General features: G+C 65.8%; 13 protein-coding genes. 7 read left to right on the forward strand and 6 right to left on the reverse strand.

The genetic code is table 11. The features are described from left to right. Positions 1-23: 23 nt before the first annotated feature. The gene (gene risA, locus CEY09_RS06165; protein WP_003813882.1) at positions 24-758 is read right to left on the reverse strand and encodes a response regulator transcription factor RisA; all 735 of its coding nucleotides are present in this window, start codon (positions 756-758) and stop codon (positions 24-26) included. Positions 759-889: 131 nt separating this feature from the next. Between risA and tsaB the strand changes: the two genes are divergently transcribed. After that, positions 890-2176, forward strand: a complete 1287-nt coding sequence (tsaB, locus tag CEY09_RS06170; RefSeq protein ID WP_088587949.1) for a tRNA (adenosine(37)-N6)-threonylcarbamoyltransferase complex dimerization subunit type 1 TsaB — start codon at positions 890-892, stop codon at positions 2174-2176. After that, entirely contained in the window at positions 2173-3171 is a 999-nt protein-coding gene (locus tag CEY09_RS06175; protein ID WP_088587950.1) for a uracil-DNA glycosylase, read from the forward strand. Before tsaB ends, CEY09_RS06175 begins: the two co-directional genes overlap by 4 nt. Before the next feature lie 91 nt (positions 3172-3262). Here CEY09_RS06175 and lplT read toward each other — a convergent pair whose 3' ends face one another. Continuing rightward, positions 3263-4576, reverse strand: a complete 1314-nt coding sequence (gene lplT / locus CEY09_RS06180) for a lysophospholipid transporter LplT (protein ID WP_088587951.1) — start codon at positions 4574-4576, stop codon at positions 3263-3265. Positions 4577-4840: 264 nt separating this feature from the next. Here lplT and smc point away from each other — a divergent pair, with 264 nt between their 5' ends. Genes smc through ligA form a run of 3 tightly spaced genes read left to right on the forward strand, consistent with a single transcriptional unit; the run spans position 4841 to position 11600 of the window. Continuing rightward, complete coding sequence (smc, locus tag CEY09_RS06185; protein WP_088587952.1) at positions 4841-8374, forward strand: chromosome segregation protein SMC; 3534 nt, start codon at positions 4841-4843, stop codon at positions 8372-8374. Between the two features lie 46 nt (positions 8375-8420). Continuing rightward, the gene (locus CEY09_RS06190) at positions 8421-9497 is read left to right on the forward strand and encodes a cell division protein ZipA C-terminal FtsZ-binding domain-containing protein (protein ID WP_088587953.1); all 1077 of its coding nucleotides are present in this window, start codon (positions 8421-8423) and stop codon (positions 9495-9497) included. Next, positions 9498-11600 carry an NAD-dependent DNA ligase LigA gene (gene ligA, locus CEY09_RS06195; protein WP_088587954.1) on the forward strand — a complete coding sequence of 701 codons (2103 nt, stop codon included), beginning with the start codon at positions 9498-9500 and terminating at the stop codon, positions 11598-11600. A gap of 145 nt (positions 11601-11745) precedes the next feature. On the opposite strand, the gene CEY09_RS06200 is transcribed toward ligA, so the two are convergent. From CEY09_RS06200 to msrB, 4 genes are all read right to left on the reverse strand, one after another. Continuing rightward, positions 11746-12522: a peptidylprolyl isomerase gene (locus CEY09_RS06200; RefSeq protein ID WP_088587955.1), complete on the reverse strand. Its 777-nt coding sequence runs from the start codon at positions 12520-12522 to the stop codon at positions 11746-11748. A gap of 17 nt (positions 12523-12539) precedes the next feature. After that, positions 12540-12809 (reverse strand): BolA family protein, encoded by a 270-nt coding sequence (locus tag CEY09_RS06205; protein WP_006223779.1) that lies wholly within the window; start codon positions 12807-12809, stop codon positions 12540-12542. 70 nt (positions 12810-12879) lie between these two features. Beyond that, on the reverse strand, positions 12880-13455 hold the full coding sequence (locus tag CEY09_RS06210) for a septation protein A (protein WP_006223780.1): 576 nt from the start codon (positions 13453-13455) through the stop codon (positions 12880-12882). Next, a complete protein-coding gene (gene msrB / locus CEY09_RS06215; RefSeq protein WP_006223781.1) occupies positions 13456-13854 on the reverse strand; it encodes a peptide-methionine (R)-S-oxide reductase MsrB in 399 nt (132 codons plus the stop codon). Positions 13855-13906: 52 nt separating this feature from the next. Between msrB and CEY09_RS06220 the strand changes: the two genes are divergently transcribed. Next, positions 13907-14584 carry an energy-coupling factor ABC transporter ATP-binding protein gene (locus CEY09_RS06220; RefSeq protein WP_088587956.1) on the forward strand — a complete coding sequence of 226 codons (678 nt, stop codon included), beginning with the start codon at positions 13907-13909 and terminating at the stop codon, positions 14582-14584. Further along, complete coding sequence (locus CEY09_RS06225; protein WP_088587957.1) at positions 14581-15177, forward strand: energy-coupling factor transporter transmembrane component T family protein; 597 nt, start codon at positions 14581-14583, stop codon at positions 15175-15177. Before CEY09_RS06220 ends, CEY09_RS06225 begins: the two co-directional genes overlap by 4 nt. The last annotated feature ends 10 nt before the right edge of the window (positions 15178-15187 follow it).

Genomic DNA, 15187 nt, shown 5'->3' on the forward strand with positions numbered 1-15187 from the left:
CCTGCCCGGGGCGGGCGAGCCGATCAGCTACCACCGTCCGGCACAAACACGTATCCAAGACCCCAAACGGTCTGGATGAACACGGGCTTGGACGGATTGGGTTCGATCAGTTTGCGCAGGCGCGAGATCTGGACGTCGAGGCTGCGATCGAAGGCTTCGTATTCGCGGCCGCGGGCCAGCTCCATGAGCTTGTCGCGAGACAGGGGAATCTTCGGATGGCGCGCAAACACCTTGAGCACCGAGAATTCACCCGTGGTGATCGGCACCTGTTCGCCGTTGCGCGTGAGCGTACGGGTTGACAGGTTGAGCACGTAGGGGCCGAAGGCGATGGATTCGTTTTCCTGGCTGGGGGCGCCGGGATGCTCCTCGGTACCGCGGCGGCGCAGGATCGCGTTGATCCGTGCCAGCAGTTCCCGGGGGTTGAAGGGTTTGGACAGGTAGTCGTCCGCGCCCATCTCCAGGCCCACGATGCGGTCGATTTCTTCCGCCTTGGCCGTGAGCATGATGATGGGGGTATTGTCGTGGCCACCGCGCAGCCGGCGACAGATGGACAAGCCATCTTCGCCGGGCAGCATCAGATCCAGCACGAGCAGGTCGAAATGCTCGCGTTGCCAGAGTTTGCCCATCTCTTTGGCGTCTTCGGCAACGAAAACGTTGAATCCCTGCTCGGACAAATACCGGCGCAGCAAATCGCGCAAGCGCGGATCATCGTCGACGACGAGGATTTTTCGGGTGGGGGTGGTGTTTTGCGTATTCATGGCCGGAAATGTAACAGTGACGAGAACCAGCGGCTAGTGGGCGTTCACAAGATATTACACATTGCGAACCATGGTTGAAATCCCCCTTACAACCGGGGCTAAAGCCGCCGTATTTCGTACAATCTGCATCTATGGAACTAAACCTGCTGGCTTTGGAAACGTCTTCGTCCCGTTGTGGGGTGGCCCTTTTGCGGGCGGTCGATGGCCGTCTGGAGGTCAGTACCCGGGAACACGAGGGGTCCCAGGAGCATGCGGAACGGCTTTTGCCGATGGCCAACGAACTGCTGGCAGCCTCAGGGCTGGCGCCGTCCGCGCTGCACGCCGTGGCGTTCGGCCAGGGCCCGGGGGGCTTTACGGGGCTGCGCGTGGCCTGTGGCGTGGCGCAGGGCATGGGGCTGGGCCTGGGCATACCGGTGCTGCCCGTGGTGTCCCACCAGGCCGTGGCGGCCCAGGTGGCTGATGCGACGCCGTCCGACGCCATCGTCGTGGCACTGGACGCCCGGATGAATGAGGTCTATCTGGCGGTCTACCGCCCGGTTGCCGCCCGGGAAGGGGAATCCGGCTGGGAAGCCTTGCAGCCGCCCTTGCTGATCGCGGCAGCAGAAGTCGTGCCCTGGACCGAACACCATCTTTCCGCATGGTCGGCGCAGACGGGGCAGATCCTGAATCTGGTGCTGGCCGGCGACGCCTGGGACGCTTATGCGGCCGATATGGCGCATCCCGCCGCATGGCGCCGCGCGGCCGACGCGCAACGGCCCGAAGCCGCCAGCGTGGCGCGCCTGGCGCGCCAGGGCTGGCTGCGCGGCGAGGCCCTGCCGCCCGAACAGGCCGCGCCGCTGTACGTGCGCGACAAGGTGGCGTTCACCACCGCCGAGCGCATGCGCGGCGAAGGCGGCAATCCCAAGGCGCAGCCGTCGCTGGCGCCCCAGGCCCCCCAGGCCCCTCAGGCGCCCTTGATTCCGCAGCCGCTCACCGAGGCCGATCTGGACGAGGTCGTCGCGCTGGAAGCCCATGTGCAGGCATTTCCCTGGACGCGCGGCAATTTCGCGGATGCGCTGGCCGCCGGGTATGGCGCCTGGGCGCTGCGCCGCGAAGACAAGGTGGCGGGTTTCTGCATTCTGATGTTCGCGCCCGACGTGGCGCATCTGCTTGTGATCGCCGTGGACAAGCACCTGCATCGCCAGGGCCTGGGCGGCGTGCTGCTTGACTGGTGCGAGCAGCAGGCGCGTGAGCGCGGGCTGGAAGGCGTGTTGCTGGAAGTCCGTCCGTCGAACGCGTCCGCCGTCAGTTTCTATCAACGCCACGGTTATCTGCAGATCGGCGTGCGGCGCGGGTATTACCCGGCCGCCAAAGGCGCCCGTGAAGACGCACTGGTCATGCAGAAGCGGTTTGCCGCAGTGGCGGAGGAAGCGGCATGACGGCGCCGATCGCCGCCGCCAGGCCGGCAGCCCCCCGCGTCAATCCCCTGCAGCGCATCTGGCTGCGGGAAATCGGCATGGAACGCCTGTGGATGCGCCCGGCGCCTGCTGCGGCGCGTCCGGCTGTCGTGCCTCAAGCGCCTGTTTCCGAACCCGTTTTGGCCCCTGGCCTGGCACCCGCCGTGGTGGCGCGCGATATCGCGCCGGCAACGGTCCCGCCGACGGTTGCGTCGCCGGCACCCGCCGTACCGCAAGCGGCCCCCGTTAGTCCGGTGCCGGCCGAGCCTATGGTTCCAACCACGCGCTCAAATGGCCGTCCCGGTATCCCGGCGTCCATCCTGAACCGCACCGGTCCGCCGCCGCGCCCCGTGCCCAAGGCGGCTGAGGACGAAGCCGTCGAAGCGCCGCGCATCCCCGTGGCGCAAGCCGTCAAGAACGCCACCCTGGACGAGCTACGCGAGCAGGTCGTGGCTTGCACCGCCTGCGGCCTGTGCGACGGCCGGCGCCACGCCGTCTTTGGCCAGGGCGCCACTCCCACCCGCTGGCTGGTCGTGGGCGAGGCCCCCGGCGAGCAAGAGGACCGGCAGGGCCATCCCTTCGTGGGCCGGTCCGGCCAATTGCTGGACGCCATGCTGGCCGCCGTGGGCATGAGCCGCGAGACCGACGTGTTCATCACCAACGTGATCAAGTGCCGCCCGCCGGGCAACCGCAACCCCAAGCCCGAGGAAATCGCGGCCTGCAGCCCGTACCTGATGCGGCAGATCGCCTTGCTGAAACCCGAGCGCATCCTCGTGCTGGGCCGTTTCGCGGCGCAGACGCTGCTGGGCACGGACGCCACCATCGGCAGCCTGCGCGGCCGCGTGCACGCGCTCAAGACGGACGAGGGCGTCGAGATCCCCGTCATCGTCAGCTACCACCCAGCCTACCTGCTGCGCAGCCCGTCCGAGAAGGCGCGCGCCTGGCAAGACCTGAAACTGGCGTCACGGATGGTGTGACTGCGCCGGGCGGGCGCCTGTCCAGATAAGAAAAAACCGGGCCTAGGTCCGGTTTTTCTTTGGAAGATCAATGGCTTGGTGTGGTGGCTGCCTAGTGCGTGGAATCCAGCGCGCGGCCGTGGCCTTCCTGGCCGATCTGCTCGTGCAGATCGGGGTTGGCCTGCATGTTGCGCTTGCTCCAGCGCATGAACACGACCATCAGCACGGCGACCACGGTGCCGAAGATGACGATGATCACGTTGATGGGCAATTGCAGCCAGAGCAGCAGGGTGTACATCGCTACCATCAGCAGGATGTTGAGCTGTTCGTTGAAGTTCTGCACGGCGATGGAATGGCCGGCCGACAGCAACACGTGGCCGCGGTGCTGCAGCAGGGCGTTCATCGGCACCACGAAGAAACCGGCCAGACCGCCGGTGATCAGCAGCAGCAGGTAGACGCTCCAGGGCGAGTAGACCAGCGGCATCAGCAGCACGACCAGCCCCATGGCGGCGCCCACCGGCAGCACGGCCAGTGCGCGGCGCAGCGGGATGCGGCCTGCCAGGATGGACCCCACCACCGTGCCCAGCGCAGCCACGCCCATCAGCATCGAGGCCTTGTCCAGCTGATAACCCAGGTGGCTGCGGCCCCATTCGATGACGATCAGCTGGAGGGTCGCGCCGGCGCCCCAGAACAGCGTGGTCACGGCCAGCGAGATCTGGCCCAGCTTGTCGCGCCAAAGCACGCAGACATAGCCCCAGAACGTGCGGATGAGCCTCACCGGGTTCTTTTGCTGCGGCGGATAGCGCACGTGGGTGCGCGGAATCATCAGGTTGCACAGCGCTGCCAGCAGATACACGAAGGCGATCACGAGGATGGCCGCTTCGGCGGGCGTGTGGACCAGGTTGCCGATGAACGAGTGGCTGAGCAGCGCGCTGGACACCGAGGACGAGATCAGCAGACCACCCAGCACCGTGCCCAGGATGATGGAGAAGACCGTGAGGCCTTCGATCCAGCTGTTGCCCTTGACCAGCATGTGGGGGGGCAGCATTTCGGTGACGATGCCGTATTTGGCGGGCGAGTAGGCGGCGGCGCCGATGCCCACGACCGCGTAGGCCGCGCACACGAGATATGTTTGATATTCCGGGGCCACGCCGATGCTGGCGTAGGAGAACATCAGCAGGCAGCCGGCCACCTTCAGGGCGTTGGTGGAAAACATCACTCGGCCCTTGGGGAAGGAATCCGCCAGGGCGCCGACAAAGGCCGCCAGCACCACATAGGCCAACGCGAAGGACCATTTCATCATGGGCGCCAACCAGTCGGGGCCGTGCAGTTCCTGTATCAAGGCGATGGCTGCGATGAACAGCGCGTTGTCCGCCAATGATGAGAAGGCCTGCGCGGCCATGACTAGATAGAAACCACGTTTCAAGAATGTCCCCGTTCTTTGGCCTGAGCCCGGCCGGTCAGCGTGAAAATTATGTGTCGTGCCAAAAAGTGTCAGGGAGTATAGCCGGAGCGCGCAAGCGCGCTATTGAGCGTTTGCCCGCGGGTTGACCGTTGCTAACGTTTGGGGACAGACTGCCTGCGGTATCATACGACCCATGTGTGAGCCGGCCCTTGAAGGGCCGGTTTGCAATCTATGCGGCAGGTCCGTTAACGCCTTTCGTTCAACCCACCCCGTCGTCATCGTACTGTGCGTCTCACTCAGCTAAAACTCGCCGGCTTCAAGTCCTTCGTTGATCCCACCGTGATCCCCGTGCCCAGCCAACTGGTCGGCGTGGTGGGTCCCAATGGCTGCGGAAAATCGAACATCATTGACGCCGTGCGATGGGTGCTGGGCGAGGCCAAGGCCTCCGAACTGCGCGGCGAGTCCATGCAGGACGTCATCTTCAACGGCTCGGGCCACCGCAAGCCGGCCGCTCGGGCGTCGGTCGAAATGGTGTTCGACAACAGCGAAGGGCGCGCTGCCGGCCAATGGAGCACCTACGCTGAAATCGCCGTGCGCCGCGTCCTGACCCGGGACGGCACCAGCAGCTATTTCGTCAACAACCAGCAGGTCCGACGCCGCGATATCCACGACATCTTCCTGGGCACCGGCCTGGGCGCTCGCGGCTACGCCATCATCGGCCAGGGCATGATCAACCGCCTGATCGAGGCGCGTCCTGAAGAACTGCGGGTGTTCCTGGAAGAAGCGGCCGGCGTATCGCGATACAAGGAACGCCGCCGCGAGACCGAAAACCGCCTGTCCGACACGCGCGAGAACCTGACGCGCGTCGAAGACATCCTGCGGGAACTGAACAGCCAGCTGGAGAAACTGGAGGCGCAGGCCGAAGTGGCCACCCGCTACCGTGAACTCCAGGCCGACGGCGAAAAGAAGCAGCATGCGCTGTGGTTCCTGAAGGAAACCGGGGCACGCGAAGAGCGTGCCAAGAAAGCCCAGGAAATGGCGCAGGCCCAGAACGAACTGGAAGCCGCCATCGCCGGCCTGCGGGCGGGCGAAGCGGCGCTGGAATCCCGGCGCCAGGCCCATTACGCGGCCAGCGACGCGGTCCACGCCGCGCAGGGCGGGCTGTATGAAGCCAACGCCCAGGTCAGCCGTCTGGAGGCCGAGATCCGCCACGTGGTGGATTCCCGCAACCGCCTGCAGTCCCGCCGCGACCAATTGCAGCAGCAGATCGCGGAATGGACCAGCCAGCGCGAGCACTGCACCGAACAGATCGCCCAGGCCGAAGACGACCTGGCGACCGCCGCCGCCCGCACCGAAGAGGCGCGGGCCACGGCGGAAGACGCCCAAGCGGGCCTGCCATCCGTCGAACAGCGGGTGCGCGAAGCCGCCGCCGGCCGCGACGAGATGCGTGCCGCCCTGGCCCGTGTCGAACAGAACCTGGCGCTGGTCGCCCAGACCCAGCGCGACGCCGACCGCCAGATGCAGGTCCTGGAGCAGCGCCGCGAACGTCTGCAGCAGGAACTGCGTGAACTGCACGCCCCGGACCCGGTGCGCCTGGAGCAGTTGGCCGGAGACCGCCTGGCAGGCGAAGACCAGCTGGAAGAAGCCCAGGAAGAACTGGCCACCCTAGAGGGCCGTGTGCCCGAAGCGGATGCCGAGCGCAGCCGCGCCCAGGCCGCCGCCCAGACCGACGTGCAGAACCTGGCACGCCTGGAAGCCCGCTTGTCGGCGCTGGTGAAACTGCAGGAAGACGTCCAGAAGCAGGGGGCGCTGGAACCCTGGCTGGCCAAGCATGAACTCGCCGGCCTGTCGCGCCTGTGGCAGAAGCTGCATGTCGAGCCGGGCTGGGAAACCGCCCTGGAATCGGCGCTGCGCGAACGCATGGCGTCGCTGGAAGTGCGCAGCCTGGATTGGGCGCGCGCGTTCGCCGAAGACGCGCCGCCCGCCCGCCTGGCCTTCTACCAATTGCCGGTCGCCGCGCCCACGCCGCCTGCGCCCGCCGGACTGACACCGCTGGCCAGCCTGCTGCGCATCACCGATCCCGACCTGCGCACGCTCTTGAACGACTGGCTGGCGGGCATCTACACCGCCACCGACGTGACGCAGGCCCTGGCCATGCGCGCGACCTTGCCCGCGGGCAGCGCCTGCGTGGTCAAGGCCGGCCACCTGATCGACGCGCACAGCGTGCGCTTCTACGCGCCGGACTCCGAACAGGCCGGCCTGCTGGCTCGCCAGCAGGAAATCGAAAATCTGCAGCGCGAGATCAAGGCCCAGCAACTGATCGCCGACCAGGCGCGCGCCGCGGTCGCCCGCGCCGAAGTGGCGTGGCAGCAGGTATCCCAGGCGATCGCTCCGGCGCGCACACGCGTGGCCGAGGTCACGCGCCGGGTGCACGACATCCAGCTGGAACACTCGCGGCTGCAGCAGCAGGCCGAGCAATCCGGTGAACGCGCCTCGCGCCTGCGGCAGGACCTGGAAGAAATCAAGGTCCAGGAAGAAGACCTGCTTGCCACACGCGAAGAGGCCGAAGCCCGTTTCGAGACCCTGGACGAGGAACTGGCCGAGCACCAATCCCGTTTCGCCGACGCCGAAATCGACGGCGAAACACTGGCCGCCCAGGCAGAAGCCGCCCGCACGCGCCTGCGCGAACTGGAGCGCGCGGCCCAGGAAGCCGAATTCGCCGAGCGCGGCATCCAGGTCCGCATCACCGACCTGCAGCGCAACCAGCAATTGGCCGCCGACCAGAGCCAGCGCGGCTCGGTCGAACTGGAACAACTGATGGGCGATCTGGCCGAGCTGGATGCCTCCGCATCCCAGGCCGGCTTGCAGGACGCCCTGGAAGCGCGCGCCGAGCGCGAGGAAGCGCTGTCGCGCGCGCGCCAGGAAATGGAAAACCTGGCGGCCTTGCTGCGGGGCGCCGACGAAGACCGGCAACAGCAAGAGCAGACGCTGGAACCGCGCCGCGCGCGCATCATGGAATTGCAGTTGCAGGAACAGGCCGCCCGCCTGGCCGAAGAACAGTTCACCGAACAGCTCAACGCGCGTGAAGTCGACCGCGAGGCGCTAGCTCAGGATCTGGCCAACGCCCCAGACGAATGGCGCCGCGCCAGCTGGCTGCAGCAGGAAGTGGGGCGCATTTCGCGCCAGATCGAGTCGCTGGGCTCCGTCAACCTGGCGGCGCTGGACGAATTGAACACCTCGCGCGAACGCAAGGGCTTCCTGGATTCGCAGCACCAGGACTTGATGACCGCCATCGAGACCCTGGAAGACGCCATCCGCAAGATCGACCGCGAAACCCGCGAGCTGCTGCAAGAAACGTTCAACATCGTGAACGGCCACTTCGGCGAGCTCTTCCCCAAGCTGTTCGGCGGGGGCGAGGCCAAGCTCAGCATGACCGGCGAGGAAATCCTGGACGCCGGCGTGCAGGTGATGGCCCAGCCTCCGGGCAAGCGCAACAGCACGATCCACCTGCTGTCGGGCGGCGAGAAAGCGCTGACCGCGACCGCGCTGGTGTTCGCGCTCTTCAAGCTGAACCCGGCGCCGTTCTGCCTGCTGGACGAGGTGGACGCCCCGCTGGACGACGCGAACACCGAACGCTATGCGAACCTGGTTGCCAGCATGAGCGAGCAAACCCAGTTCCTGTTCATCTCGCACAACAAGATCGCCATGCAGATGGCAAAGCAACTGATCGGGGTAACCATGCAAGAGCAAGGGGTTTCGCGTATCGTTGCGGTAGATATAGATTCGGCCGTGCAAATGATGGCCTCCGAAGCGGCATAAACCCAATATTCAGAAAGGCGCCGCACTGTTGGCGCGGGATTTACACATGAGTGATTTGCAGATCGGGCTGATTGCCCTGGGCGTCTTGCTGATACTGCTGGTGCTGGGATTCAACTGGTGGCAGGACCGGCGCGTCCGGCGCAAGATGCAGAGTCATTTCCCCACCTCCGAGCAGGATCCGCTGCTGGGCGGCGCCGCCGCGGCCAGCGCCACGGCGACGGCTTCGGGGGCGACTTCGCGTCGCGAACCCGGCATGGGCGGCGATGCGCCCCGCGCGCAAGGCCAGCCTGCGCCTGTGGATCCCGGCAGCGATGCCGACGATGCCGAGGAACCCGATCCCGCCTGCGAAGTGGTCATCGAGATCAACTTCGCCGAACCGGTGCGCGGCGCCGACCTGCTGCCGTATATGCAAAGCCTGCGGCACGTGGGCCGCAAGCCCATGCGCGTGTTCGCCGAAACCGACCAGCGCCGCCATCGCGCGCGGGTCCATGCCGGCGAGACCTATGCCTCCATGCAGTTGGCCGTGCTGCTGGCCAACCGCAGCGGTCCGCTGACCGCCATCGAATGGTCGCAAGCCTGGGCCCGCGCCCAGGACATGGCCGAACGCTTTGACGCCACGATTGAGGGCCCGGACCAGCAAGCCGTGCTGGAGCAGGGCGCCCGTCTGGACGATACCTGCGCCGCCCTGGACACCCAGGTCGGCCTGACTCTGATGCTAGGCGCCGCCCAACCGGCCGCTGAAGTCCTGTCCGTCGCTCGCGACACGGGTTTCGTGGCGGACGGCAACCGCCTGGCCTGGCCCGCCGAAAACGGCGTGACCCGCTTCACGTTGTCGCGTGCTGACGGCGCCGCCTTCGACGCTGGCATGGGCGGTGTCGAACGCCTCTACCTCCTGCTGGACGTCCCCTGCGCGCCGGCGGACAGCCGCGCCTTTGGCCGCATGGTGGATGTGGGCCGCGACCTGGCCGCGCGCCTGCGTGCAGAACTGGTTGACGACCAGGGCAAACCGCTGGCCGACGGTTCGGAAACGGTGATCGACGAACGGCTGCAAGTGCTGTTCGAACAGCTCGAACAAGCGGGCCTGCCCGCCGGAAGCGAGCGCGCTCAACGGGTGTTTGCGTAAATGAGCGGCACGTCCGGTGGGGAATCCGCGGCCCAGGCCGCGGCGCGCTTGCGCGCAGAGCTTGAACAGCACAACGTCCGCTATTACGTCTACGACGAACCCTCGATCTCGGATGCCAAGTACGACGGGCTGATGCGCCAGCTGGAAGCGCTGGAGGCCGAGCACCCCGAGCTGGTCACGCCGGAGTCGCCCACGCAACGCGTGGGGGCGGCTCCGGTCTCGGCGTTCGGCAGCGTGCGCCATGTGGTGCCGATGCTGTCGTTGAACAACGCGTTCGACGAGGAAGAGGTCGCGGCCTTCGATCGTCGCGTGACGGATACGCTGCGAGGCGCGGGCCTCTTGGGCCCGGCGCAACAAGCCGATTATTTCTGTGAATTGAAACTCGACGGCCTGGCGATCAGCCTGCGCTACGAAGACGGCCGCCTGGTGCAGGCCGCGACGCGCGGCGACGGCCAGACGGGCGAGGACGTTACCTCCAACATCCGCACGATCAAGGCGATTCCGCTGCAGTTGAAGGGCGCTGCCCCGAAAGTACTGGAAGTGCGCGGCGAAGTGCTGATGAACCGCGCCGACTTTGAAAAGTTGAATGTGGCCCAGGCCAAGCGCGACGAGAAAGTGTTCGTCAATCCGCGCAACGCCGCCGCCGGCAGCCTGCGCCAACTGGACCCGCGCATCACGGCCAAGCGGCCGCTGCGCTTTTTTGCGTATGGTTGGGGCGAGGTTCAAGGCCTGCCCGGCGCGCAGAATGGCCTGTTCGACGAAACTTCGGCCGGCGCGGGCCAGGCTTCGGTGCTTCCGGAAAAATCGCACGGCGCGATGCTGGCCTGGCTGCACGAGCTTGGCTTGCCGGTCAATCTGATGCACAACCACCGGGCCACCGGCGCAGACGGGCTGATGGCGTTCTACGCCAAGGTGGGCGCGATGCGCGCGACCTTGCCCTACGACATCGACGGCGTGGTCTACAAGGTGGATTCACTGCCGGCGCAGAAAGTCCTGGGTTTCGTGGCGCGCGCCCCGCGCTTCGCGCTGGCGCACAAGTTTGCCGCCGAAGAGGCTACGACGACCCTGCTGGATATCGAGGTGCAGGTAGGGCGCACCGGTGCAATCACCCCGGTAGCTCGCTTGAAGCCCGTGTTCGTGGGCGGCGTCACCGTTACCAACGCCACGCTGCACAACGAAGACGAGATCCGCCGCAAGGACGTGCGGATCGGCGACACCGTCATCGTGCGCCGCGCCGGCGACGTGATTCCCGAGGTGTTGGGGCCGGTGCTTGAAAAGCGGCCGGACGACGCCCGGGATTTCGTCATGCCGACGGCCTGCCCGGTCTGCGGTTCGGCCATCGAAAGGCTGGAAGACGAAACCATCGCGCGTTGCACCGGCGGCTTGTTCTGCGGCGCGCAGCGCAAGCAGACCCTGTGGCACGCAGCCAGCCGCAAGGCGCTGGACATCGAAGGCCTGGGCGAAAAACTGGTGGACCAGTTGGTCGACAGCGGCCGTGTGAAGACGCTGGCCGACCTGTACAGCCTGCGTCCGCTGGAACTGGTGGGGCTGGACCGTATGGGCCAGAAATCCGCCGACAACCTGGTGGCCGCCATTGAAAAGGCCCGGGAGCCCGGCTTGGGCCGTTTGCTGTTCGCGTTGGGCATTCGCCACGTGGGCGAAACGACCGCCCGGGACGTCGCGCGGCATTTCGGCAGCATTGACGCCATCATGGATGCCGACGAAGAGGCCTTGTCGTCCGTGCCGGACGTGGGCCCGGTGGTTGCGGCTTCCATTCGCCGCTTCTTTGCCGAGCAGCACAACCGCGACGTGATCGAACAACTGAAGGCGCAGGGTGTTAACCCGGTGGCCGAAGCCGTGCCGCAAGGCACGACGTTGGCGGGCAAGACCTTTGTGCTGACGGGCACGCTGCCGAACTGGACGCGCGAAGAGGCTTCGATGCACATCCAGGCGGCCGGCGGCAAGGTCAGCGGCTCGGTATCCAAGAAGACGGCATACCTGGTCGCAGGCGAGGAGGCCGGCAGCAAGCTCACCAAGGCCCAGGAACTGGGCGTGACGGTGCTGGACGAAGACGCGCTGAAGGCCTTGCTGGGCATGTCCTAGGCCCAGGCCCGAGTTCCCACTCAGTCTTCCCTGCAAAACGAAAAAGCTGCACGCCTTGGGCGCGCAGCTTTTTTTGCTTCAGGGCGGCTTGAGGCAAAAAAAAACTGCCCGCATCGGCGGGCAGTTTTCTTGGCTGGCGAGAGGCTTACTGAATCTTGGCCTTGTCGCGCAGCTGCTTCTGGTAGTCGGCCAGGGTTTGCTGGCGCAGCATTTCTTCCAGTTGCGGACGCACTTGATCCAGCGGCGGGAATTCCACCGGGCGGGTGTCGTCAACCATGATGATGTGCCAGCCGAACTGGGTTTGCACCGGCTTGTCGACCAGTTGGCCCTTCTTCAGCTGGGTCACGGCTTGCGCGAACGGCTGGACGTAGTTGGTCGGAGGAGCCCAACCCAGATCGCCACCCTTTTCGGCGCTGCCGGGGTCCTTCGAGTTCTTCTTGGCCAGGTCGTCGAACTTGCTCTTGTTGCTCTTGATCTGGGCCAGCAGGTCATTGGCCGTCTTCTCGTCTTCGACGAGGATGTGACGGACCTTGTATTCCATCTTGCCGGCTTGTTCCTTCTTGATCTTGTCGTATTCCGCCGTGACCTTGGCTTCCGACACCGGATTCTTGGCCAGGTAGTCGGCCATCAGGGCGCGCACCAGGATGCCTTGGCGGGCCAGTTCGACTTCGGTCTGAACATCGGCCTGCTTGGCGATACCGCTGGATTCGGCAGCTTGCACGAAGATCTGGCGGTTGATCATTTCTTGCTTGACCTGTTCGCGCAGCTGCGGCGAATCGGTTGCGCCTTGGCTGACCAGCAGCTTGACGAATTGATCCAGGTTCTTTTGCGGAATGGCCTTACCGTTGACGGTTGCCACGTTTTGCGCGAAAGCAGGCACGGCGATGACGCAGGCCGCAGCCAGCATGACGATGCGTTTCATGAATATCCTTTGACTTTCTATTTGGGAGCCTGGGCATCTAGCGCAAGCGCATGAATCGGATAGGGGATCAAATCTTGCAAATGATGATACACCAGCCTATGTCGCGCCACGGCGGAGAGCCCTGCAAAGCAAGACGCAACGATGTGCACGCGATAGTGGCCGGCGCCGTTTTTACTGCCTTCGTGGCCGGCATGCAAATGCGAGTCGTCCAGAATGTCCAAAGTGAGGGGTTCCAGGGCGGCTAGGCGCTCCCGGATCAGGGCGATGCGGTCGGTGGTGTCTGACATGGCGGCAAGGGGTAAGTTCCGGCGCGCCGCCCGGGGGCGGGCGCGCCGATAAGGAGGGCCGTCTGGCGGATCAGGGCTTGCCCGGCGGGGTGCCGGAGCCGGCGTTTTCGTCGGTCTGGATGTGTTTGCCCAGCCATACCGACTGGCCGATCACGAACACGACCATCAGGCCCATCAGGCCGAAGGCCTTGAAGCTGACCCATTGCGATTCGGTGAAATGGCCGGAGAACGCCACATACAGGTTCAGCGCGCCAGCGATCAGGAAGAAGCCGGCCCAGACCAGGTTCAGCTTGTCCCAGGCCGCGTCGGGCAACTGGATCTGCTTTTCCATCAGCCGGCGGATCAGGTTGCGGCCGAACAGCAGGCGGGCGAACAGCAGCGCGCCGCCGAACAGCCAATACAGCACCGTGGGCTTCCATTTGATGAAGACGTCGCTGTGCAGCCAGATCGTGGCGCCGCCGAAGACCAGGATGACCGTCAGGTTGATCCAGTGCATGGCCTCGGTGGGGCGGCCCGTGGCTTTGAGCCAGATGATCTGCAGCACGGCCGCCGCCATCGCGACGCCCGTGGCAATGAAGATGTCCGTGTACCGGTAGGCGATGAAGAACAGGAACAGCGGAAACAGGTCGAACAGAAACTTCTTCATTCAGTCTTCTATGGGTTCAAACGTCATCGACAGGGAGTTGATGCAATAGCGCAGCCCGGTGGGCTCGGGGCCGTCGGGGAAGACGTGGCCCAGATGCGAATCGCAGACGTTGCACAGCACTTCGGTGCGCACCATCCCGTGGGTGGTGTCGCGCTCTTCACGAACCAGTTCCGGGTCCAGCGGCTGGAAGTAGCTGGGCCAGCCACAGCCGGCGTCGAATTTGGTGTCGGATGCGAACAGGGCCGTGCCACAGCCCACGCAGCGGTAGATGCCGGGCGTGGTGGTATTCCAGTAACGCCCGGTGAATGCACGTTCGGTACCCTTTTCCCGGGTGACCACGTATTCTTCGGGGGAAAGCTGTGCGCGCCATTCGGCGTCGGATTTGCGTACTTTTTCCATATGAGCTCTTGGAGTCCCGATGCCCGAAATGGTTCGGGCATAATCCCGCCCCATGTTAATCGAGTTTGACCAGGCGGTAGTGTCCACGCCCCAGGCGGAAGTGTTGCGCGGGGTGAGCCTGACCCTGGCCGAACGCCGCATCGGCATCGTCGGCCCCAACGGCGCCGGCAAGAGCACGCTGGCGCGCCTGGTCAACGGCCTGGTGCTGCCTTCCGCGGGCAGCGTGCGGGTGGATGGGCTGGATACGCGCCGGGACCTGAAGGCCGTGCGCCAGCGGGTCGGCTTCGTGTTCCAGAACCCCGAGAACCAGATTGTCTTTCCCATCGTGCGGGAAGACCTGGCATTTGGCCTGAAGCGCCTGGAACCCGACAAGGCGCGGCGCGAAAGCCGCATCGAATCCCAATTGGGCGCGCTGGGCGTGGGGCATCTGGCCGATCGCACCAGCCACACATTGTCGGGCGGCGAGCGCCAGCTAGTGGCCCTGGCGGCCGTCCTGGTGATGGAGCCGGCGCTGATCGTCTTCGACGAGCCCACCACCCAGCTGGACCTGCGTAACCGCAACCGGGTACGCAACGCCATCGCTGGGCTGCCTCACGACGCCATTGTCGTCAGCCACGATCTGGAACTGCTGGAAGACTTCGACCGCGTGCTGGTCGTGCGCGACGGGGGCATCGCCGCCGACGATACGCCGGGCGCCGCCCTGCGCTGGTACCGGGAGCATTGCGCATGATGGAGTCGCTATACGTCGTCGGCCAGTCGCCGTTGCACCGGCTGCCGGCCTGGTTCAAGCTCGCGGCGCTGATCGGAGCCGGGGCAGGGCTGTTCATGCTGCGCGACCCGCGCTGGCTGGCTGTGGCATTTGCCGCGGCGGCGGCGCTGGTCGGATCCACGGGCGTCGCTGCGGCCGCCGTCTGGCGCCAGGTGCGGGGGCTGCTCTGGGTGCTGCTGGCCGTCGCGCTGTTCACCGGATGGTTTCAAGGCTGGGTCGAGGCGCTGGCTGTGGTGCTGCGCATCGGGGCGATGGTGGGGCTGGCGCTGGCGGTCACGCTGGCCACCCGCACCTCGGACCTGATCGCCGTCTGTGAACGCGCGCTGATGCCGTTTGAACGCATCGGCCTCGCGGATGCCGGCAAGGTCGCGCTGGCCTTGGCGCTGGCCTTGCGCTTCGTCCCCGAGATCTGGCGCAATTTCCAGGAGATCCGCGAAGCGCAAGCCGCCCGCGGGCTTGGCGCCCACCCGGTCGCCTTGATCGTGCCGCTGATCGTGCTGACGTTGAAGCGCGCCCAGGAAGTCGCCGAAGCCATCGACGCGCGCAGCCCCTGAGGGCGGCGCG

The organism is Achromobacter marplatensis (genome assembly GCF_002209535.1).
Lineage (GTDB): Bacteria > Pseudomonadota > Gammaproteobacteria > Burkholderiales > Burkholderiaceae_B > Achromobacter > Achromobacter marplatensis.

Coding starts and splice junctions, on each gene's coding strand:
- risA (WP_003813882.1), bottom strand. CDS start 758: ATGAATACGCAAAACACCACCCCCACCCGAAAAATCCTCGTCGTCGAC.
- tsaB (WP_088587949.1), top strand. CDS start 890: ATGGAACTAAACCTGCTGGCTTTGGAAACGTCTTCGTCCCGTTGTGGG.
- CEY09_RS06175 (WP_088587950.1), top strand. CDS start 2,173: ATGACGGCGCCGATCGCCGCCGCCAGGCCGGCAGCCCCCCGCGTCAAT.
- CEY09_RS06190 (WP_088587953.1), top strand. CDS start 8,421: ATGAGTGATTTGCAGATCGGGCTGATTGCCCTGGGCGTCTTGCTGATA.
- ligA (WP_088587954.1), top strand. CDS start 9,498: ATGAGCGGCACGTCCGGTGGGGAATCCGCGGCCCAGGCCGCGGCGCGC.
- CEY09_RS06200 (WP_088587955.1), bottom strand. CDS start 12,522: ATGAAACGCATCGTCATGCTGGCTGCGGCCTGCGTCATCGCCGTGCCT.
- CEY09_RS06205 (WP_006223779.1), bottom strand. CDS start 12,809: ATGTCAGACACCACCGACCGCATCGCCCTGATCCGGGAGCGCCTAGCC.
- CEY09_RS06210 (WP_006223780.1), bottom strand. CDS start 13,455: ATGAAGAAGTTTCTGTTCGACCTGTTTCCGCTGTTCCTGTTCTTCATC.
- msrB (WP_006223781.1), bottom strand. CDS start 13,854: ATGGAAAAAGTACGCAAATCCGACGCCGAATGGCGCGCACAGCTTTCC.
- CEY09_RS06220 (WP_088587956.1), top strand. CDS start 13,907: ATGTTAATCGAGTTTGACCAGGCGGTAGTGTCCACGCCCCAGGCGGAA.
- CEY09_RS06225 (WP_088587957.1), top strand. CDS start 14,581: ATGATGGAGTCGCTATACGTCGTCGGCCAGTCGCCGTTGCACCGGCTG.